The following is a 20,946-nucleotide window of genomic DNA, read 5'->3' as shown; positions in this document are numbered from 1 at the left end:
GTAGAGCACTTGACTTTTAATCAAGTTGTCCGGGGTTCGAATCCCCGGTGTCTCATCGTACTTTTATTGGTATTGATTATATGATTGTCTGCGGGTATGGCGGAATTGGCAGACGCGCCAGATTTAGGTTCTGGTGGGAGACCGTGCAGGTTCAAGTCCTGTTACCCGCATAATAGGTTATTGGTGAAAACACCGGAAATTCTTGTACAAGCAGGAATTTCCGGTGTTTTTTACTTTTTTTAATACTGCTCTCTTTCTCTATATTATTAATAGGTAGAAATTAATTTTCTTTCCCATGTCTGTATTACAAACGATCCACAAAGATGTCAGAAAAAAATGGTAAAAATTTCATGCACATTATCATGCAGGACCGCTTTACAATCGTTATATAATTTTCTGGGAGGTGATAATTTGAAACATCGAGAAAAAAAATGTGAAAAACATTGGGCCGATGAATTTGACCAGTTAGAAGCTGCCAGCAGGGAAATTCAGGTTCCATCGGCTCCCCCCGGAGAATTTGAAAGCATACTGGCTGAGATGACTCGACGAGGCATCAAGCCCAGAATCCGGAAAGAGCTAAAGCACGACAAGTAAACATCTGTAACAGTTTTAAAACCGTAATATGGTCACTGGCCCGACAGCCGCTTAAATACCTCTTCTACATCGAGCTTTCCATACCCCCAGATGTTATTAGGGTAAGATACATCCTGTGCTCGCTGTGCTTCTCTGACGAGCAGGCGGTTGACCTGGTTTCCTGTCACAGCCGTATAATTTCCCTTGCTGTAAGCCCATTCCATGATCATGGCACCAACTCCTGCTGCATGGGCAGCGGCTGCGCCGGTTCCGGTAATGGTTCCGTATTGATTCTCAGGAATGGCGCAGGGAATCCGGTATCCAGGTGCACCGATATCCGGTTTTATCTGGCCCAGTCTGGTATAACCTCTGCCTGATTCGGGGAGAATCTCTCCGTTTTGCTGATTATATGCAGTAACAGTCAAAGGGTATTCCGCATCCCCCTGGGCGGTAATGGTCGTATTCGGATCGGAATCAGAAAAAAATGTTTCGTTTGATATTAAATTGCCAGATGGCAGCCAGCAATGAAAAGAAAACGGCTCAACACTGACACTTCCGATCCGAAAATACCAGCTTCCGGGACTGGCATTCTGAAAACGCAGCAAAATCAGCTGTTCCCCGGTTTCTTCTTCAAAGAAAATATTATTTACCCAGACTTCTGTTCTCACTGACTGGAAGGTAATTTTCTGACAGTAAACCTCCATAGAAGGATAGACCACCTGAGAAGATTCAAAGGTGGGAGCTGTAATTTCAATAAAAAGCCTGGAAGGTATGTATGGCCAGATTTCTATAAAGAACTTTCGGTCATTGACTCCTACTGTAAGCTGAAAATTATTATAAAACGGCCCTGTCTGTGTGTTGTTATAATAATGCCGTCGATTATTCGCCTCATTTCCTGCCGATACAATCACATCTGTCTTTGGTAATTGCACCACATAATCCAGATAAGCGCTGAAAGGCCCCTTTCCGTCATGCCCGCCCTGACTGCTTCCAACTGCAAGACATATGACCAATGGACGGTTCAGCCTTCTGGCCACTTCAATAATGTAACGGATGCCCAGCATGATATCAGATTCCTGAAAGCATAAGGAATTTTCCGGAACAGAAAACAATGCTTTTAAATTTCTTTTGGCTTCTTTTAATTTCACTACTACCAGGTCTGCCTCCGGTATCACTCCCGAAAAACCGTTTTCTTCATTAGGACGTCCTGCGATAATGCTGGCAATAGCCGTTCCATGTCCCACCGTATCCACCGTGGGAGCCATGGCCAGGGGATCATCAGAGATAAGCGCAAAATTAAGAAGCTCCCTGGTATATTCCGCACCAAAGGTAAATCCTCTGGGGGGAATGCTATTCTGCTTCGTCTGATCCCATATGGAAATGATTCTGGTGGTTCCGTCGTTATGCATAAAGACCGGATGCCGGTAATCAATGCCCGTGTCCACCACGCCGATAATCACTCCTCTTCCATGCAGCCCCATCTCAGGTAACACCTCCTGAGCAGCATTTACCGTCCTATCAGGCATCGCTGCACCGATTGTAGATTCCAAAGTATATAAGGCCGGGAAAAAATGATATGGATATTCTCCCAGATCACAGGCTTCCATCGGATTCTTCAGTAAATGGAGCAAAGAATTCATTTCATTCAGCGGAGTAATATTATCCCCTGTGTTATAGGTTGGTACCAAAGCATTGCTAATGATCAGGTCATAATATTGATTATCAAGTATCTTTTCCATGTATCAGCCTCCTGCCGGTTTCAAATGGAGCATATGGTATAGTTTATGCGCCTGTATTTCTGATATGAGCAGAAGAATTTGAAGAAATTCCTATAATATAATGGCAATATAAAGCAAACCTTCTTATTCATCTTATATACTCATAAATAAGCTTTATTTACAAATATTTTTGATAAAATGATAAAAATTTACTTATTTTACTTTACTTAAACATTTTCTTGCGATATAATTTATATAACTCTTCTTAGGAGTGCCGTATTTCCCCAATCCTACGGTACTCCATTTTTTATGTTTTTATTTAATTTTATTCATTTTGCGCCATTCCCCTTACCTTTTTTCCAAAAATCAATGTTCTTTTTTCCTGCTATAATTCAGTCTTTTTTAAACATTTGTGTTTGTTTTAAAAACTCAGTCTTCACAAAGTCTTCACATTTTCATCAAAATATAAACACATTTTTCCATTATATTAAAATCTGTAAACAGGCCACAAAGACCTTTTATATAAACTTTTTTTTCATACTCGGCCGGCAGGATCACTCCTGCCGGCCTCCTCCATTTGAACGTGTCTCCACTTTAATGCTTCTTCTTACCATACTCCCTGATAATCTCAATCTGTCGATTTACCCGTTCCGGTATGGAGCTTTTTAAAGCTTCCCATGTTATGAATATGCCGTCTTTCAGATCAAAAGGCTGAAACTCCATGGCTGGGCGAAAGCCAAATTGTTCCCGGATATAGATGCCTGTCAGTTTTTGAAGCTCCTCATCCGTAGAGATTTCTGTTTCAAACATATCCGGGACCAGAATACCGTCGCTTCCTGCCTTTTCCATGCAGCTTTCCCACCAGTCAGGGACGAGACGGATCAGCCTTTGATCCGGCAGCAGAGCATGTTTGCCAGGCTGGGCATAGACCAACGGGTGGGGCCCCTCCGCCATAACCGGTTTTCCGGTATCTAAATTCACCATATTTAAGTATTTTCCATGGAAGCTGGCTTCCACATGCTGTACCGTTTTATCATGTCCCACATATACCCATACGTGTTCCAACTCATATAAATGCTGGATATCGTAATCATACCAGATGGCGTATTCAATCGCAAAGGCTGTAGTATCCGGATTGATTTCAATTTCTCTTTTGGGAAAAGAACTGCTGCGTTTTGTTTCATGAAATACGGTACAGGCTACGGCTGTAATTTCAAAAGGTTCCTTTTTATCTAGCATGATCACAGGCTTGTATGCTGCTAAAAGTTTTAGATTTTCCTCCATTGGTCGATGATCCTTTCATTCTAATTGGGAAAGGGAGCTTTTCAGCTCCATATTTCCACTTATTTTGATGCTTCCAGTAAAAAAAGCATTGCCATGGCCTGTCCGTAGGGCATTGGACGAAGCTCAATGTCTTTGTAGAACTGTATACTTTCTCTGCCCATGGGGGTTCCATAGGATACCTGATGCAGCACCCCTTCCTTATCGATCAGTTCCAGGACAGGTATGAGAGCCTTTCTGGCGTATGCTTCATAAGCCGGGTCCACAATCCCCATATGAACAGCCTTTAAGATTCCGTAAGCAAACCCACAGGTAGCACTGGCCTCCACATATGAATCCGTATCATTGATGACGGTATGCCACATGCCGCCCTCGCTCTGATATTTGGACAGTTCCCTGATCTGCCGGTTCAGTGCCTCTGTTAAATATCTTTTTACTGCTCCATTACAATCGATGATGCCAAACAGTTCAGGAATCGCCATGGTGACCCAGCTGTTGCCTCTGCCCCAAAACGCACCGGCAAAATTGTGATTGCCTTTAAAGGTCCAGCCATGATACCAGAGACCGGTCTTTCTGTCAGCAAGATATTTTACATGAAGCAAAAACTGGTACTGGGCTTCATCAATCCAGGTCTGGTTGCATTCCAGTTTTCCCATGCGTGCCAGGAACAGGACTGTCATAAACAGAGTATCGTCCCATAATTCCTGTTCATTCAGGGTATCTGAGGTCAGATGCTGAAATCCGCCCTCCTCTGTTCTTGGAAGTCCATCGTTGATCCAGGCCGCCCATTCCCGGCAGATATTCCTATAGATTTCATTGCCATTTTTTTCTGCCAAATATGACAATGCCAGAAGAGGGGCGGTGGTATTCACATTCCTTGCCGGCAAACCAATGTTCATCTGCCTTTCATAATACCTTTCAAGCTTTTCTATAAAGTTCTCATCCCCGGTTTCCTCATAGATTTTCCATAAACCGAAAAGTCCCACTCCCTGCGTCCATTCCCAATAGCGGTAGCGCTCTGCACTGTCTCCAGCCAGATTTCTTGTTTTCATATTTTCCAAAAAAATGTCGTCTTCATCATATAAAATCTTTTCAAAACTGTTTACCAGCAGGTTCAGCTTCTCTTTCAAACGTTCCCTTAAATCAATCATGACTTTCAGTTTCCTTTCTTCTGTCTCTCCTTTTTTTAAGAGCATTATTTTCAAACTTTACATTACTTCCCCTTTTTTCGACGCAATCAATTGCAAATTTCGTAATATCTCTGATATAATAAAATCCAAAACATGACGATTAAGAAAGAATACAGGTGATTCATTATGACTCATTCCGATGATACATTGCACTACAAAAAACAGCATAACCTTACCATTAATGACATAAAGCATTCCCTTTATTACTATTTTGATTATGATGAACGCTCTTTTGACATCAACATGCCATTCCAGCATTTCCATTCCTTTTATGAAATCTTTGTCCTGATCACTCCCCAGGCCAGCCATTTAATAGAGGGAATTCCCTATTCCATCCGATCCGGTGACTTAGTCCTTTTACGTCCCTCTGTGCTTCACCGCTCCGAGTATCCAAAAGGCGCTCCGGGCAAGCGGCTCGTGGTGAGTTTTTTATATCCGCCATCCCTGTGGGGCATGCAGGAAACCTACCAAAAGCTTTTTGAACCGTTTTATGCCCCTCTTCCCATATACCGCTTTCCTTCCAGACAGCAGCAGCTGATCAATGAAAAGCTAAACCGGATTTATTCCTTTCAGGAGGATGATCCGGATTTAAAGCCTTTGATGATCCATGGAATGTTTGTGGATTTCCTCTATACCTTACGGCAGCTTGCTCCTTTTAACATCTATATAAATGAACCGTTAAAGGATGAAGCCTCCAGAAAGATCTATTCCATTGCCAACTACATACACAATCATTATTCGGAGGAGCTGACTCTGGATTTTTTATCAAAAAAGTTTTACATCAGCCCTTATTATCTGTCCCATCAGTTTAAAAAGGTCACCGGATATACACTCACTCAGTACATACAGATGACCCGGATCAAAAACGTGCAGTATATGCTTTTAAATACCAATAAAAAGATCTCCCAGCTGGCAGAGGAATGCGGCTTTACAAGCTTCTCCCAGTTCAACCGCATTTTTAAAAAATATTGCAGCCAGTCTCCGTCGGAATACCGCAAGGGCACCAAAAATACCAGCCTGCAGACAATCCTTTGAGAAAAATCAGAGAAAGCCCGTTTCAGCTTCCCGGCATCCTAAATATGCGGATGAGAAAGAGCTGTCACGAGCTACTCCTAGCCTGCTGCCCCGCAAATAATTACTTCTTTATGCTGTCATAATATTCTGCTCTTGCATCAAGAATCTTCTGCAGTCCTGCATTTACAAGATTGTTATACTCTGCCTGCTGCAAGGTGTCGAACTGGTCAGGGGAACAGCTTATTAATTTATATACATATTCAATCATCATTTTCTCAATATTCTGTCCGTAATCGGCCTCTGCCTGAGAAATGTTAGAGTCTACAGGAAAACGGTACTTTCCTTCTGCCCGAACGTCATAGAAGTTGGAGAACCATTCCTGATCAGCCCAGTCAACCGACTGGTCCTTAAACCACTTGGATACAATGGCATCTTTGCTCTTTGTCCAGTCCATGGCAAGGTTTACAATATTTAAATCATCACAGGTTCCGGGATACCCCTTGGAAGCAAGTTCTTCACTGGATAATTTGATGGGAACACCATTTTCGTCTGTCTTATGTTCCACCGTGTATACAATGTTCTCTGCTACCTTTGGATCTGCCTGCCAGTTCAAATATTTCATACAGGCCTCTATCTTCTTTTCACTTGACTTCGGAATCATAACAAACATACCGTATCTCTGCTCAAAAGGAGTACGGTATGAGCCATCCTCCAGCTCAAAACACTGTACCGGAACAAAGGTATTTGTTAGACCAAGGGTCTGGTTCATAATGGCAATATATTCCCACGGGCGCTCCGTATCATCTAAGAAGAAGCCCACATTGCCTGCGGATATCTGTGCTTTATAGATATCTTCATTGGTGTCCGTAGCAAAATCCTTTGTTATAAGACCTTTATTATAGAATTCATTTAACTTCCGAATGCCTTCTACTGCTCCTGGGGCAACCGCCATATATGCCTCGCTGTACACGTAGGCATCCTTGTCATCTTTTAGATTTACATAGGAGCCGACAAAGTTTAAATAGCCTTTTTCCGTATCATTACGGCCGCTCATCGCCCATGGAATCACATTGCTTACACCGCCTGGATTTTTATCCTTTACCGCCTGTAAATAAGCTGCTAATTCATCCTTTGTCTTTGGCATCTCCATTCCCAGCTTATCTAACCAGTCCTTACGGATATAGGCAGTATGTTTAGGGGCTTCAACGCCTCTTTGCTTCATGATGGCAAACTGCTTTCCGTCAATCTGTCCCATCTTCTGGGCATCTGACACATATTTTTTAATGTCAGAACCGTATGTATCATAAGCCTGTGTCAGGTCTGCCAGACCGCCGTTCTGGGCAAAGTTATAAAAAATGCTCTGATTGTAGGTAAATACAATATCCGGTGCGCTTCCGCCAGACATCATAATATTTAATTTATCATCAGAAGAAGACCTGGGAACGGAAACGTACTCCACATTAATATTATACTTTTCCTTCATCTGTTTCTGGATCCATTCTGTCTGGGTGTTTTTCTCCACAGTTGTACCAGGGGCCGCATCACCTCTGTCCCATACCATGACTTTGATGGTCTCTTCTTCTCCCTTACCGGTACTGCTGTCCGAACCTCCTGCTGCCGATGACGAATCCTTTCCTCCGCCCAAACTGCAGCCGGTTATCAGCGCTGCTGTTGTAAGAACGGCCATACAGCCTTTCAAAAATCTTGCTTTTTTCATGTAAAATCCTCCCTTTCTCTTTCATAATTATTGGAATAAATGATCAGCCTTTTACTGCACCAAGCATTATGCCCTTCGTAAAATACTTCTGAATAAACGGATAAGCAATGACCATTGGGGTCATGGAGATAACTATGCTTGCAGATTTGATATTGTCTGCAACAAGCTGAGAGGCAATTCCCTCTTCCTGGGAAATCTTTACCGATTCGATGAGCTGCTTTAAAACCATCTGTACCGTATAAAGACTGGATGAATTTACATAATAGAGAACATCACTTAACCGGTTCCATCTTCCCACTGCATAGAATAAGGCAAGGGTTGCAAGAGTCGGATAAACCAGAGGCAGAGCCACTTTAAATAAGGTTTGAATTTCACTGCAGCCATCGATTTTGGCTGCCTCATAAAGGGAGGAATCAATCCCTTTAAAAGCAGTGCACATGATGATCATGTTATAGGCACTCAATGCTTCCGGTATGATCAAAGCCCAGAATGTATCGATCATCTTAAAATCCTTTACATTCAAATACTTGGGAATGATTCCCGGATCCAGATACATTGTCAATACAAAAAGCGTCATGATAAGTACGCCGCCCTTTAAATTCCTTTTGGACAGGGGGTATGCCGCAAGAACGGTCATAGCAATGCTGACAATGGTAGATCCCAGCATTAGAAATATGGAATAAATGAACGCAGAAAGAAAGCTTCCGCTCATAAATGCTCTGCCATACGCTTCTGATGTAAACTGAACCGGATAAAGGAATACTTTTCCTGCCAGAATTGCATCCTTGGAACTAAAGGACATGGATACCACCCGGATAATGGGAATCAGCGCCACAATACTGATTACGATAAAAAATGTGTTCCAGAAAAGCTGGAACCGCCGTTCTGCTTTGCTCTTTAATTCATTCATTACATGATCCCCTCCTCTCCCATTTTCTTGGAAATCTTATTCACAGATAAAATAAGGATGATTCCGACTACGGTTTGGAACAAGCCGACAGCAGTGGCAAAATCGAACCGGCCGGCCTGAAGACCCACGTTATATACATAGGTACTGATAACGTCGGAGGCACTCTTTACAAGTGTATTGCCCATCATATAAGGACGGTCAAAATCAATGGATACGATCTTACCCAGCTGCATGATCAGCATAATGGAAATAGTGGGGCGGATCTGTGGAATGGTCACATGGCCGATTCTCTGCAGTCTGGTGGCCCCATCAATATAAGCGGCTTCTGAAAGAGACGGATCAGTGGCCGTTAAAGCAGCCAGATAAATAATCAGAGAATAACCGGCTGACTGCCAGATTCCGGAAAACCAGTATACAAATCTCCATATAAAGGGATTGCTTAAGAAATTCACTTCCAAAAGCCCGGCCTTACGGATCAGATCATTGACAAGGCCGCTGGAAGAAAACAACTGGGTAATGATTCCTGCAATAATAACCCAGGATAAGAAGTTGGGCAGATACAGAATGGTCTGCGTGGCTTTACGGATCCGCTTGTTCCGTATTTCAAAAAGGAATACGGCTATCAGCACCGGCACCGGAAATCCAAGGATCAGATCCCCTGCATTTAAAATCAGTGTATTCCCCAAAGCACTCCAGAAATCTTTAGAACCAAATGCTTCTCTGAAATTAGCCAGGCCCACCCATGGGCTGTCCCAGATACCTGCAAATACGTTGAACTTTTTAAAGGCAATGATCCCCCCGATCATGGGCTTATAGCGGAACATAAGCATATAAATAATGGGAATCAACAGCATGAGATACAACTGCCAGGTATTACGGATATAAACCTTAAACGGAATCTTTCCCCTCTTTGTCTTGTTTTTTACTCGTTTCACAATCATGCACCCCCTTTTTTTCTATTCAATCCAGTCTTTACTCAGCTGCTCCTCCAAATGATCGATCAAAGCCAGAAGTTCCTTTGGCTCATGGACGATATAATCTGCCTTTTCCCAGTCATCCGCCGGTGTCATATCATAACGGGGAGACCAGTCTAAAAGTATGGAAGTAATTCCAAAACGGTTGGCTCCTGCAATATCCTTCCGTATATTATTGCCAATCATCACCACACGCTTTTTGTCCTTTTCGGTAAGATGATTCTTATCCATGGCATCCTGGAACATCCGTCTGGAAGGCTTCTGGATCCCAACAACCTCAGAGATGGTTCTGGTACGGAAACAGTATAAAAGCCCATTCTCCTCGTATACATTGGCAAAGGACTGCTCTTCCCCGTCTGCGACCAGTGCGATGGTATATCCGGCATCGTAAAGAGCCTTTAGAGTCTCCCCGGCACCTGGAATCAGCTCCGCATGGGTTACAATCCCATCTTTATTGCGAATTTCAGTACTTTCATCAATAATCGTGTCCCCACTGTCTGTAAAAATGATTAGTTTTTTCTCCATTTTTTAAACTCCGTATCGTTTTTTGGTAGTTTATATCTCAAAGCTGTTGAAAGCATTATAATATTCTGTGCACATTGTTTTCTATGCGTAATTTGTTTTTATTCTGTCGAAAATATATGCAATTTTTGCGTTTTTGGAAGAAGTCTGATGGTTTTTATTTCAAAGGGCTTAAAAGAAAGGAACATCCTGCTGCTGCCATTCTCCGGTATCACTTCCACCTTTTTTCCTTCTTCCAGACGTTCTTCCATGGTGGTCTCATACGCTTCCCCTATGACAATATCTGCGCAGATTTTACAGCTCCCATGCCTTCCCTCCGCCTCATAAAGTCTCAGGATCAAATGGTTTTTGCCGTCCTCCGCCATCTTTACGGTTTCTAAGATCACATTGCCGGCGGAAAGGGAAAAAAACTGCCGTTCTCCCTGCCCCCGCCCGGAAAAGGAAAGAGGATTATTCAGCTGCATTCCTTCCCGGATCACACCGCTCTGCGAAAAGTCCCTGCTAATCACATAGAAGGAATATGTAAACCGGTGAATTCCCTGATCCGCGTACATATCCGGCCAGACCGGAGCTTTTAGCAGCGTCAGTTCCATGGAATTTCCACTGGTGCTGATGCCGTACTTACAGTCATTGAGTACAGCAGCCGTACGCCCCGGTTCCCACAGGGCCGTGTACCGGTGGGCACACACCTCAAAACGGTCAGCGTCGTAACGGCGGTTCTGGTGGGTCGGGCGCTTTACATATCCGAACTGGATTTCTTCCACTGCTTCGTCTGCACGGATATCTGCGGAAAATGCTGCTTTTAAAAGCTTATGAGTCTCGTTCCACTCAATTTCCGTAATAAAATCCAGCCTCCGGCTGTTATACGCCAAAGCGATCCGCTGGGTCATGGGAGAATGATGAAGAACCCGCCTGACTTCCAGGACCGCCATGAGGGGGCCGTTTTCAATCACACGGATTTCAGAATCTTCCGATAGTTCAATGGGAAGCTCTTTATAAAAGGAACTCATTTCCCAGGCATCATAATCCACGTTAATATCCTGATACATGCAGAGCTTATTGCATACATCGGCCGCATATTCGGTTCCGGTTTCTCTTTCCACAAGGCTTATGACTTCTCCCAGAGAGTTGATGCCTGCGGTGATATATTGATTTTCAAGAAAGAAAACACCGCCTTCCTTCCGGATACCGCACCCGGTATGGGGAAGCACTTCTTCCTGTTCTGGTATCACCTCCACGCTGGTGTAGCCAAATGAAGGGACCTTTACCGGTACAAGGGCCTGATCCCCCATTGCCTGTGCCATGAGCCTTGCTCCGTTCTGATAAAATCCATGGTTCTTTCTAAAGGGAAGTTCCACCAGCTCCTCCCGCTCCCAGGAAAGAGAGTTGAATACCAGGAAGCTATGGCCTGCTGCACCGGTAAGCCTTCTTTTGGAGACTTCACTTATTTTCTCTGTTTCTTTTAGAATCTCTCTGAAATCACGTTCGGCATCTTCATACACTCTGGTAATGGAAGTACCGGGTATAATATCATGGAACTGGTTGAACAGCAGCTTTTTCCACAGCCGCTCCACTTCTTCTCTCCGGTTCGGGCCCAGATTTAAAAATCCGGCAATGGAGCTCCAGCTTTCCGCTTCCCGAAGGGCCAGTTCTGCACGCCGGTTGTCTCTTTTCACCTTTGCCTGAGAGGTATAGGTTCCCCGGTGCCAGGGAAGATACAGTTCTCCACGGTAAACCTCTTTCACCGTTCCTTCTTTCTCCAGCCTTTCAAAAAACTTTACCGGGCTTTCCATACGGGTCCTTGGCGCCCCCTCTAAATCCTTCACCCGTCTTGCCACCTCAGCCATCTCTCTGGTGGGACCTCCCCCTCCGTCTCCGAATCCAAAGGGAAATAAAAAGGTGTCGATATTCTCCTGCTGCACTCTGTCCTCCTCCCACCGGGTGATCATTTCAAAAGGATCCAGTCTGGCATTGTTCTTTTTGAAAAAATGGGTCAGAATCCGTGTACCGTCAATGCCTTCCCACCAAAAAGTATTATACGGAAACTCCTCGCAGCCTTTTAAGGCTCTGGCCATCTTCTGAGTGGTAAAATACCGGAGCCTGCATCCTTTCATGATCTGAGGAAGCTGGCCGCTGAACCCAAAGCAGTCCGGCAGCCAGACCAGACAACTGTCTGTATCAAGCTCCTCGCGGAACCACTTTCTTCCGTAAAGGCACTGGCGGATCAGGCTTTCCCCTGATACCAGATTGGTATCAGGCTCCACATACATGCCGCCTTCCGGAATAAATGCACCATCCTTCACCTTTTTAAGAAGCCGTTCATAAAGCTCCGGATAATTTTCTTTTACATTCTCCATGATGGGCGGCTCACATAAAAGAAATTTGTATTCTTCATATTCTTCCGCCAAGGCGATCTGTGTGGAAATGGTCCTCGCACATTTCCTTCTGGTCTCCTCCCAGGGCCAAAGCCAGGCAAGATCCAGATGAGACTGCCCAAAGATGGTATATTCCGGAGCCGTGGATCCATTTTTACAGGAAAGAAGGGGCTTTAAAACTTCCCTTGCCTGTATAAAGGTCTGATCCCGTTCCTCCGGATCCAGTTCAAAATCAACAATCCTGGTGAATTGAAAAAGACCTTCCCTGATTTTCATGGCACGAAGGGATTTAGGGTCCAGACCTTCATAAAGTCTTAAAAGGGTAAACACATCCATGGAAAGCTGAAAGGCCTCCTCCTTAAAGATTCCCAGATCTGAGGCTCCTACCTTCACCTGGAATTCCGGAGGTTCCGGCACCGCAACACGTCCGGGAGGGCATGGTCCGCCGTTTTCCAGCCTTGGCCCATGCCCTGCATAACTTTCTGCGATGATCTGAAACCGCTCTCCGGCTTTTCCGCTGCGTGTCAGGGTAATTCCATCATGTTTTAAATCCCTGGAACCGGCGGCTTTTCCGTTGATCCACAAAAGCATCTCTCCCCCAACCTCCGGATGGAGTAATATCCGCTGTCCCTGTGCTTTTTCAGGAAGAACCACTTCCGCTTTAAACCAGCCGTATTCCCACTTTGCTCCCCAGAAAGTCCCTTGTGGCATGGGAGAGAACTCCCTGGTAAGCGCCTCCTCAAAGGTAAGCCTTTCTGTAGTAAAAAAGCCGGAGAAAGAGACATCACAAAGTTTTTCAAACATGTGATGATTCAATTCCTCCAGCCATATGTTAATCCGTTTTTGCTGTTCTTCTTTTAAAACCATTGCATGCCCTCCCTCCACACGGAATATAGTACTGTTCATGAATCCATTATATTCCATAAGGAAGGGAGTGACTATGCAATCCTTGCCAAATCTCTAACTATCCCTTGCATTTCTTGCAAAGGACTCTAATTCCTTATTTTCTTCTCCTGGCAGTGATTCTGTAGCTTCCCGGTGGAAGGGTGATACGGCCCCTTTCTTCCAGTTCCTTTGACGGTTCGCCGTTAAGCGCCGGAGCCATAGTCCCCTGTTCCAGCACAAAGTCCGCACTGGCTCCAAAAGGAACCTTTACCTGGTAGATGACCTCATTCTCTTTGATCTCCCAGCTGCTCTCATATTCTCCTGCCGGAGACTTATAAAAGCCTTTGACCCAGGTAAGCCTTTCATCGGTTTCCGGCTTTAAAATGGCATGACGGAAGCCTGGCTTTTCCCATACCGGATTGATCCCGCACATGTAGCGGTACATCCATTCCACAATGGAACCATAAGCGTAATGGTTTAAGCTGTTCATTCCGGTTCCGCTGATGGTACCGTCAGGCAGTACGGAATTCCACCGTTCCCATATGGTGGTTGCACCCATGGTTATTTCATAAAGCCAGCTTGGATAATCGTCGTTGAATAACAGGGTATAGGCATATTTTGGCAGTCCGTTCTCCGAAAGCACCGGGCAGAGCCACGGAGTTCCCACAAAACCGGTATCTAAGTGAATATTATTTTCCTCCAGTTTTTTCTTTAAGGCTTCGGTCAGGCGTTTTCTTGGTTCTCCATCAGGCACCAGATTTAAGTGAAGGGCCATAACCATTGCGGTCTGAGTGGAAATAAGGATGTCTCCGTCCCCATTGAAATATTCGCTTTGGAAAGCAGTTTTTATCTCTCCTGCCAGCTTTCCATACGTTTCCGCTTCTTCCTTTTTTCCAAGGACCTTTGCAGCCATTGCCGTTAAGGAAGCAGAATAATAATAGTAGGCAGATGCAACATAAAAGCTGTCAGTGCCTCCAAAACGGCTTTCCTTATCGGGATTGTCAAGTGCCAGCCAGTCTCCGTAGTGGAAGCCACACATCCAGAGACGTTTTCCGCCGCAATGCTCCTCATCCTGGGATCTGATATAATCCACCCACAGACGCATATTTTCAAACTGGTTTTCTAAAAGCGTCTTATCCCCGTAAAACAAATACATGGTCCACGGAATGACGGCAGCCGCATCTCCCCAGGCACAAGCCCCTGCAAAACGTTTTTCTTCTCCCCGGAGCTGATGGACTTTTCCGATGGCATTCGGCACTACATCCGGAACGGCTCCGCCAAATTCCCTTTGTTCCAAAAGCATGTCGTAAAGATACTTCCGGTAAAATGCTGCAGTATCCATATTATAGGTTGCCGTTGCAGCAAAAACCTGTGCATCACCGGTCCAGCCCATACGCTCATCTCTTTGGGGACAATCGGTGGGAACATCCAGGAAATTTCCTTTTTGCCCCCATAAAGCGTTTAAGAACAAACGGTTGATCCGCTTGTCTGAGGTCTTGATAAATCCGGTCTCTTCCAGATCGGAATGGATCACACAGCCTACGGCTTCCATCATCTCCTTTTCCGACAGTCCGGTAACCTTTACATACCGGAATCCGTAATAGGTAAAAAGGGGGCGGACCCATGCCTGCTTTCCATCAGAGATATACCGGTATTCTGCTTTTGCGGTCCTTAAATTGTCCCGGTAAAATTTCCCATTCTGAAGGATCTCACCATATCTTAAATGGACTTCTTTTCCCTTTTCAGCACCGCACGGAAACTCTACCCAGCCGGTTATCTCCTGTCCGAAATCAAGAATCTGCTCCCCTTCTTCATTGGTGATCAGCTTTACCGGAGAAATGCGCTCTTTGATAACCAGAGGCGGGCTTAACCGCTCCCTTAAAGGGGGTTTGGGCACTTTTGCTAAAATAGCAGAAATACTGTCTTCCGTATATTCCGGATTCTGATTGGCATCGTACCACTCTCCATTATAGATACTGCTTTCCAGAACCGGTGACTTTTTACAGGTAAAGCTCTCGTCTGTACAGATTTGAACCACGCTTTGATCGGCCAGGGTGATATGAAGCTCACAAATCCACTTCATCCGGTCACCGTACAGCTCTTTCATGTCCGGAACAAAACCAAATCTTCCTTTGTACCAGCCATTGCCCAGCATGGCATTCAGATCATTTTCTCCCTTTTTCAGCAAAGAGGTCACATCATAGGTCTGATATTGAAGCCAGTTTTCGTAATCATAGTAGCCTGGCATCAGATACTCCTCTCCTGCCTTTTTTCCATTGACAGAAAGCTCGTAGAGTCCCAGACCGCAGACATAGGCTCTTGCAGATAAGACTTCTTCTTTTAGATTGAATTTCTTTTGAAAGCAGGGATGAATGTCTTTATCAAAGGGTGCTTCGATCCACTTGGCAATCCACGGTTCCTTTTGCTTTCCGCTTTCAAACCAGGCAGTCTCGCTGACGCCGTGATCTCCGTCGTCAGCCCATACCTCCACATTCCAGTAATACCGGGTCCGCGGCTTTAAGGTTATATCAGCCACAGTTCCAAGGCTGTCTAATTCTTCCTTTTCTCCGGTATCATAAAGAATCTGCTCCATCTGTTCATCTGCTGCCACCAGAATCCTGGCCTTTTTTTGACGTTTCCCCGTGGATGCAAGGACTACCCAGGAAAAAACCGGTGTCCCCATCCAGTACCCCAGCGGGTTGGTCATATGATTTACTTTTAATCTCCCAATAATCACTGTTTCAGCTCCTGCCTTTTTAACTTTATGGTTTTTATTTCATAAGGTTTCAGTGTAATTACAAGCGTTCCGTTTTCATGAGATAAGGCTTCTTTCTCTTCTTCCATGCAGGTACATTCCACAATTGCAGATGCTCCGTTTTCTGCAATTGTTACATGAGCATTGGTACGCATTCCATAAGTTTCGTACATACGGACAATAATTCCATCTCCATCTTCTGCATATTTCACAGTATCTGCCAGTACGTTTTCTTCTTCAATGGAAAGGAATGAATAGGAAACCGGCTGATTCCCTGATACGGCAGTCGCCTGCATGGGGCAGTTTAGATCATAAGCCTCTCTCACAACACCGCCTGTACGGAAATCTCCTTTGTGAGGATACAGGGAATAGGTAAAGGTGTGCTCTCCCTGGTCTGCATCCGGATTGGGGAAAATGCCTGATTTCAACAGAGTCAGACGAATCACGGAATCATGAACGTCATACCCGTACTTACAGTCATTTAACAGGGCCGCACCGTATCCCGGTTCTGAGATATCTGCCCATTTGTGGGCACATACTTCAAATCTGGCCTGATCCCAGGTAGTATTCTCATGAGTGGAACGGCTCACATTGCCGAACTGTATGTCATAATTGGCTTCTTTGCAAAGAATATCCAGGGGAAATGCCGCTTTTAAAAGCATCTGATGCTCGTTCCAGTTAATGCGGGTCTTAAAATCAATTCTTGCTGTGTGTTTATAAAAGCAGATCCTTTGCTCCACTTCCGAATCCAAGAACCGTTTTTTTATGAGAACCGAGCCTCTCACCGGGCCATTCTCCAAAAGACGGACTTCTGATACCTGGTCGATCTGCCATACCTTTTCCTTATAGGCTGCGTCAATGTTCCATGCATTAAACTCTAAGGGCCGGTCTTCAAATACAAGAAGCTCATTGCCTTTTGTTCCTTCTTTCAGCAGGCTTCTCTCTTCCTTCCGGTCATAAAGCCTGGTCAGCGTTCCATCGGGGCCCAATTCCACTTCATAATAGCTGGTCAAAAGTCTGACCGGTCTTCCTGCCCCATCAGAATCAAATGTTAAAAATACGCCGGTTTCATCCGCATTTTTGGTAACAGTTCCTTCCAAAAACACCTGATATCCCTTAGAAGGCACATGCTCTGCCAGATAAATGACTCCGCCTTCCGCCGTCTCCTGGGACAAAAGTCCAGGATTTTTCACCGGATGGTCTAGTTCTACGATACCGGTTCGTTTAAAACTTAATGGATTCCATACTGCAAGTGCATTTCCGTTCTCTTTTGTCCGTTCAAAGCCGGCAGACGAAAGCAGACGGGTGATCCGGGAGTCGATGATCTCACGGTCTGACTGTATGATCTGTTCATATTGAAGACTGGAATCCTCATACACTTCCTTGATGGAAGAGCCTGGAAGAATATCGTGGAACTGGTTCAAAAGAAGAAGTTTCCAGTTCTTTTCCAAAGCTTCTGACGGATACTCCGGGTCTTTTGTCAGGAGCAGATCAAGAACGGAATAAAATTCTGCGTCCCCATTTAAAAACTCGCAGGTCCGGTTGTATTTCTTATTCTTTGCCATGGAAGTATAGGTTCCCCGGTGGGTTTCCAGATATAATTCCCCATCCCAGACCGGAAGCTGCTTCTGGTCCATGCGCTCCTCTAATAAATGGAAAAAGTCCTTTACAAAGGTCTGCTTTGTCCGGGGCGCACGGGCGACGCTCCGTTCCAGACGCCGGCTCTGCTCTAACATCTCTTCGGTGGGACCGCCGCCTCCGTCCCCGTAACCGTAACAGGTCAGCACGTCTTTGCTTACATCCTTGTTTGAGAACCTCTGCCAGGTTCCCATGATCTGGCTGGCATCCTGTCTTCCATTATAAGTGGTGCTGAAGTTCTTTTCCGTCTCATTCTTTTTTAAGTAATCTCTGGTGCTGATTAAGTAAGTGAGCACTTCACTTCCGTCAATTCCTCTCCAGCGGAACACATCATTGGGAAACCGGTTGAATTCGTTCCAGCCAAGTTTGGTGGTCATAAAATAGGTCAGACCGGACTGCTTCATGATCTGAGGGATGGCAGCGCTGTAACCAAATACGTCAGGAAGCCACAGCACTTCATTGACCGGACCGCCAAGCTCTTTTTCAAAGAATCTTCTTCCATAAAGAATATGGCGGATCAGGGATTCACCGGAAGCCAGATTACAGTCCGGTTCCAGCCACATGGCTCCTTCTGTCTCCCACCGGCCTTCCTTGATCTTCTCCCTGATCTTTTCAAACAGTTCGGGAGCTTCCTCTTTGACAAACTGGTAAAGCTGGGGCTGACTTGACATAAATTTATATTCCGGATAGCGCTCCATCAGGCTTAAAACGGTCTGAAAGCTTCTGACCGTCTTCTGTCTTGTCTGCTTCAACGGCCATTTCCATGCCACATCAATATGAGTGTGGCCAATGCTGTGGACAGTCACCGGATGAGCCGGGCGGTTCTTATAATAGTTTTCCATGAGCCACTCATCCGCTTCTCTTACCGATAAGCGGAATGCTTCGGAACCGGGCCGCTGAAAATCAACCAGATTCAGTGCCTCATTCAGTGTCTTAAAGGTGTCGATCCGTTCCAGATCTTCCTCCTCCAAAAGATCGGCAGCCTCAAAGGGAACGAGAAAATCGTAATAAAATTTTGCAACATCTTCAAGATATTTTCCAATCTCCAGGTGAAAGAAGTTGGTAAGTCCGGGACTGTTTGAATAAGCGTAAAACGCCAGTTCAAAGTGTTCTCCTCCTTTTGCTTCTTCTGTCAGGATAAAATCCTGATGGTTCATATCCATGGTGCCGGAAAGCTTTCCATTAAGATAGACCATGACCTGAGGATTATCGGTATTCCAGATATCCGTAGCTCCCGTATTTAATATGGCCCTTACCTGTGCGCCTTTATCATCAGCCGGTATGGTAACAGAGGTTACAAACCAGTAATGGCGGTCAGTTCCGCCCCAGGTCTCGTCCCTTTCAAAGGCTGACCATGTAAGGGTGCTGCTGTCAAAGTATTCCCCGAATTCATAATCTCCCAGACTTACCCTTACTTGTCCGGCACTTTTTAAGTCTGAGTAGCACAGCTCTTTCAATGAATCTGCTGCTGCCTTTAATCTGTTTCTAATAGGATTCATATCACACTCCGCCTTCTTTGTATATTTTAAAAAGGCGGGAAACCGCACAAAGCTGGTCTCCCGCCTAAAAAGCCGTCATTAGCCCTTAATTCCTGTGGAGGCGATTCCTTCTACCAGGTACTTCTGCATGGTCAGAAAAATCACAAAAATAGGAATCAGGGATAAGGTTGCCATTGCAAACATTGCACCCCAGTCAGAACCTGCGGTAGGATCCGAAAACATTTTAAGAGCATAGCTGACCGGATATTTTAACGGATCACTTAAGTAGAGCAAGGCAGCAAGGAAATCATCCCATCTCCACATGAAGGAGAAAATCGCGCTTGTAACCAGTGATGGTTTTATGAGCGGTAATATAATCCGTACAAAGATGGAATATATGGAACAGCCATCCATTCTGGCAGCCTCATCTAAGTCCATGGGAATTCCTTTTATAAACTGTATATTTAAGAAAATGAAAAAGCCCTGACCGAAAAACTGCGGTACAATGATCGGAAGATAACTGCCTACCCAGCCGATCTGATTAAAGATAATGTACTGAGGGATCATGATGACCTGGAACGGAAGCATCATGGAAAGCAGCATACATGCGAACCAAAAACCTTTAAACTTAAAATCAATGCGTGAAAATCCATAACCGATGACGGCAGATGATATGACTGCCCCGACGGTAGAAAGACCTGCAATGATAAAGGAATTCTTAAAAAAGGTTGCAAAACCGTAACCTGCAAATCCCTTCCAGCCGACATGATAATTGGTAAAGGAAAATGTTTCAGGAATAAGGCTGGCAGCAGTACGGAATATCTCATTGGTATTTTTAAAGGAACTCATTACCATCCATACAAGCGGATATATCATAACACATGCGAAGAAAAAGGTAAATATATGATATATGACTGTGATGGCAGTTCTTTTTTCTTTATATCCTGTCTTCATAATTCATCACCCTTCTGCTTCGTAATATACCCACTTTTTCTGGGTCTTGAACAGTACCAGGGTCAAAAGACCCACTACGAATACCATGAACCAGGCCATCGCACAACCATAGCCGAGCTTATTGTACGTAAAGGAATTCTGGTACATGTATACGGTATAGAACAGCGTCGTGTCTCTGGGCTTTCCCTGAGTGATAATGTAACTTTGGGTGAATGCCATAAATCCGTTGATCAACTGGTTGATCAGGTTAAAGAAGATGCTTGGTGTCAGCATGGGAAGCGTGATCTTAAAGAACCGCTGGATTCCATTGGCACCGTCTACGGTGGCTGCCTCATAAAGGCTGACCGGAATCTGCTTTAAACCGGATAAAAATATAAGCATCGAGGAACCAAACTGCCAGATGGCAAGTATGATCAGCGTCCAGATGGCTGTATCTGTTCTTCCAAGCCAGGCGATGTCAGAAGGAAGACCTACGATCATCAAAAGTGCATTGATCACACCGTCACTGGCAAACATCCGCTTCCAGAGAATGGCGACTGCAACGCTGGAACCAATGATGGAAGGCAAATAATAAACTGCCCTGTAAAATCCGGATAATTTTGTACTCCTTACTAGCAGCATGGCAACTGCAAGAGCCATGAGCAGCCGGAGAGGAACCGAAAACAGAACATAATACATGGTTACGCCGAATACCCTCCAGAACTTAGTATCTGCGGTAAACATGGTCTTGTAATTTTCCAGACCTATAAAAACCGGTGACTCCAAAATGTTGTATCTGGTGAATGAAAACCCTAAAGATAAAATCATTGGAATGGCCAGGAAGGCTAAAAATCCTATAATGAAGGGCAGGATAAATACATATCCTGCAACCTTCGGTTTATTTAATATCTGAGCCAATGATTCTTTTCTTTTGGGGGTCATTTGATTGTTCTTCATCTTATCCCCTCCAGTATGTCTAACTG

General features: G+C 44.8%; 14 protein-coding genes and 1 tRNA gene. 3 read left to right on the top strand and 12 right to left on the bottom strand.

Going from position 1 to position 20,946, the window contains the following annotated elements:
* Positions 1-90 precede the first annotated feature (90 nt).
* Positions 91-170, top strand: a tRNA-Leu gene (locus tag ACLTWA_RS15620).
* A gap of 241 nt (positions 171-411) precedes the next feature.
* A complete protein-coding gene (locus ACLTWA_RS15615) occupies positions 412-594 on the top strand; it encodes a hypothetical protein (protein ID WP_412328819.1) in 183 nt (60 codons plus the stop codon).
* 32 nt (positions 595-626) lie between these two features.
* Here the strand turns inward: ACLTWA_RS15615 and ACLTWA_RS15610 are convergent, their stop codons facing one another.
* The 3 genes from ACLTWA_RS15610 to ACLTWA_RS15600 all read right to left on the bottom strand — a co-directional run bounded on the left by ACLTWA_RS15610 (position 627) and on the right by ACLTWA_RS15600 (position 4,723).
* Positions 627-2,312, bottom strand: coding sequence for a S8 family peptidase (locus tag ACLTWA_RS15610; RefSeq protein ID WP_412328818.1), 1,686 nt, complete (start codon positions 2,310-2,312; stop codon positions 627-629).
* Between the two features lie 573 nt (positions 2,313-2,885).
* The gene (locus tag ACLTWA_RS15605) at positions 2,886-3,575 is read right to left on the bottom strand and encodes a hypothetical protein (protein WP_412328817.1); all 690 of its coding nucleotides are present in this window, start codon (positions 3,573-3,575) and stop codon (positions 2,886-2,888) included.
* 59 nt (positions 3,576-3,634) lie between these two features.
* On the bottom strand, positions 3,635-4,723 hold the full coding sequence (locus tag ACLTWA_RS15600; RefSeq protein ID WP_412328816.1) for a glycoside hydrolase family 105 protein: 1,089 nt from the start codon (positions 4,721-4,723) through the stop codon (positions 3,635-3,637).
* Positions 4,724-4,888: 165 nt separating this feature from the next.
* Here ACLTWA_RS15600 and ACLTWA_RS15595 point away from each other — a divergent pair, with 165 nt between their 5' ends.
* Complete coding sequence (locus tag ACLTWA_RS15595; protein ID WP_412328815.1) at positions 4,889-5,797, top strand: helix-turn-helix domain-containing protein; 909 nt, start codon at positions 4,889-4,891, stop codon at positions 5,795-5,797.
* Between the two features lie 100 nt (positions 5,798-5,897).
* Here the strand turns inward: ACLTWA_RS15595 and ACLTWA_RS15590 are convergent, their stop codons facing one another.
* From ACLTWA_RS15590 to ACLTWA_RS15550, 9 genes are all read right to left on the bottom strand, one after another.
* Positions 5,898-7,493 carry an extracellular solute-binding protein gene (locus tag ACLTWA_RS15590; RefSeq protein WP_412328814.1) on the bottom strand — a complete coding sequence of 532 codons (1,596 nt, stop codon included), beginning with the start codon at positions 7,491-7,493 and terminating at the stop codon, positions 5,898-5,900.
* A gap of 43 nt (positions 7,494-7,536) precedes the next feature.
* On the bottom strand, positions 7,537-8,403 hold the full coding sequence (locus tag ACLTWA_RS15585; RefSeq protein WP_412328813.1) for a carbohydrate ABC transporter permease: 867 nt from the start codon (positions 8,401-8,403) through the stop codon (positions 7,537-7,539).
* Complete coding sequence (locus tag ACLTWA_RS15580; RefSeq protein WP_412328812.1) at positions 8,403-9,338, bottom strand: ABC transporter permease; 936 nt, start codon at positions 9,336-9,338, stop codon at positions 8,403-8,405. Before ACLTWA_RS15580 ends, ACLTWA_RS15585 begins: the two co-directional genes overlap by 1 nt.
* Before the next feature lie 21 nt (positions 9,339-9,359).
* On the bottom strand, positions 9,360-9,902 hold the full coding sequence (locus ACLTWA_RS15575; RefSeq protein ID WP_412328811.1) for an HAD family hydrolase: 543 nt from the start codon (positions 9,900-9,902) through the stop codon (positions 9,360-9,362).
* 98 nt (positions 9,903-10,000) lie between these two features.
* Positions 10,001-13,141 (bottom strand): alpha-mannosidase, encoded by a 3,141-nt coding sequence (locus ACLTWA_RS15570; protein ID WP_412328810.1) that lies wholly within the window; start codon positions 13,139-13,141, stop codon positions 10,001-10,003.
* Positions 13,142-13,274: 133 nt separating this feature from the next.
* The gene (locus tag ACLTWA_RS15565) at positions 13,275-15,896 is read right to left on the bottom strand and encodes a family 78 glycoside hydrolase catalytic domain (RefSeq protein ID WP_412328809.1); all 2,622 of its coding nucleotides are present in this window, start codon (positions 15,894-15,896) and stop codon (positions 13,275-13,277) included.
* Positions 15,893-19,051: an alpha-mannosidase gene (locus ACLTWA_RS15560; RefSeq protein WP_412328808.1), complete on the bottom strand. Its 3,159-nt coding sequence runs from the start codon at positions 19,049-19,051 to the stop codon at positions 15,893-15,895. The genes ACLTWA_RS15565 and ACLTWA_RS15560 overlap by 4 nt, the downstream gene beginning before the upstream one ends.
* A 78-nt stretch (positions 19,052-19,129) precedes the next feature.
* On the bottom strand, positions 19,130-19,984 hold the full coding sequence (locus ACLTWA_RS15555) for a carbohydrate ABC transporter permease (protein ID WP_412328807.1): 855 nt from the start codon (positions 19,982-19,984) through the stop codon (positions 19,130-19,132).
* A gap of 6 nt (positions 19,985-19,990) precedes the next feature.
* Positions 19,991-20,920 (bottom strand): carbohydrate ABC transporter permease, encoded by a 930-nt coding sequence (locus tag ACLTWA_RS15550; protein WP_412328806.1) that lies wholly within the window; start codon positions 20,918-20,920, stop codon positions 19,991-19,993.
* Positions 20,921-20,946 lie beyond the last annotated feature (26 nt).

The organism is Lacrimispora sp. (assembly GCF_046972725.1).
Taxonomy (GTDB): Bacteria; Bacillota; Clostridia; order Lachnospirales; family Lachnospiraceae; genus Lacrimispora.
Note: the sequence above shows the minus strand (reverse complement) of the source record. Positions and strands in the feature narration are given on the sequence as shown.

Excerpts from the sequence above, each read along its gene's own strand:
- ACLTWA_RS15610 (WP_412328818.1), bottom strand. The coding sequence starts at position 2,312 with ATGGAAAAGATACTTGATAATCAATATTATGACCTGATCATTAGCAAT.
- ACLTWA_RS15605 (WP_412328817.1), bottom strand. The coding sequence starts at position 3,575 with ATGGAGGAAAATCTAAAACTTTTAGCAGCATACAAGCCTGTGATCATG.
- ACLTWA_RS15600 (WP_412328816.1), bottom strand. The coding sequence starts at position 4,723 with ATGATTGATTTAAGGGAACGTTTGAAAGAGAAGCTGAACCTGCTGGTA.
- ACLTWA_RS15595 (WP_412328815.1), top strand. The coding sequence starts at position 4,889 with ATGACTCATTCCGATGATACATTGCACTACAAAAAACAGCATAACCTT.
- ACLTWA_RS15590 (WP_412328814.1), bottom strand. The coding sequence starts at position 7,493 with ATGAAAAAAGCAAGATTTTTGAAAGGCTGTATGGCCGTTCTTACAACA.
- ACLTWA_RS15585 (WP_412328813.1), bottom strand. The coding sequence starts at position 8,403 with ATGAATGAATTAAAGAGCAAAGCAGAACGGCGGTTCCAGCTTTTCTGG.
- ACLTWA_RS15575 (WP_412328811.1), bottom strand. The coding sequence starts at position 9,902 with ATGGAGAAAAAACTAATCATTTTTACAGACAGTGGGGACACGATTATT.
- ACLTWA_RS15570 (WP_412328810.1), bottom strand. The coding sequence starts at position 13,141 with ATGGTTTTAAAAGAAGAACAGCAAAAACGGATTAACATATGGCTGGAG.
- ACLTWA_RS15560 (WP_412328808.1), bottom strand. The coding sequence starts at position 19,051 with ATGAATCCTATTAGAAACAGATTAAAGGCAGCAGCAGATTCATTGAAA.
- ACLTWA_RS15555 (WP_412328807.1), bottom strand. The coding sequence starts at position 19,984 with ATGAAGACAGGATATAAAGAAAAAAGAACTGCCATCACAGTCATATAT.
- ACLTWA_RS15550 (WP_412328806.1), bottom strand. The coding sequence starts at position 20,920 with ATGAAGAACAATCAAATGACCCCCAAAAGAAAAGAATCATTGGCTCAG.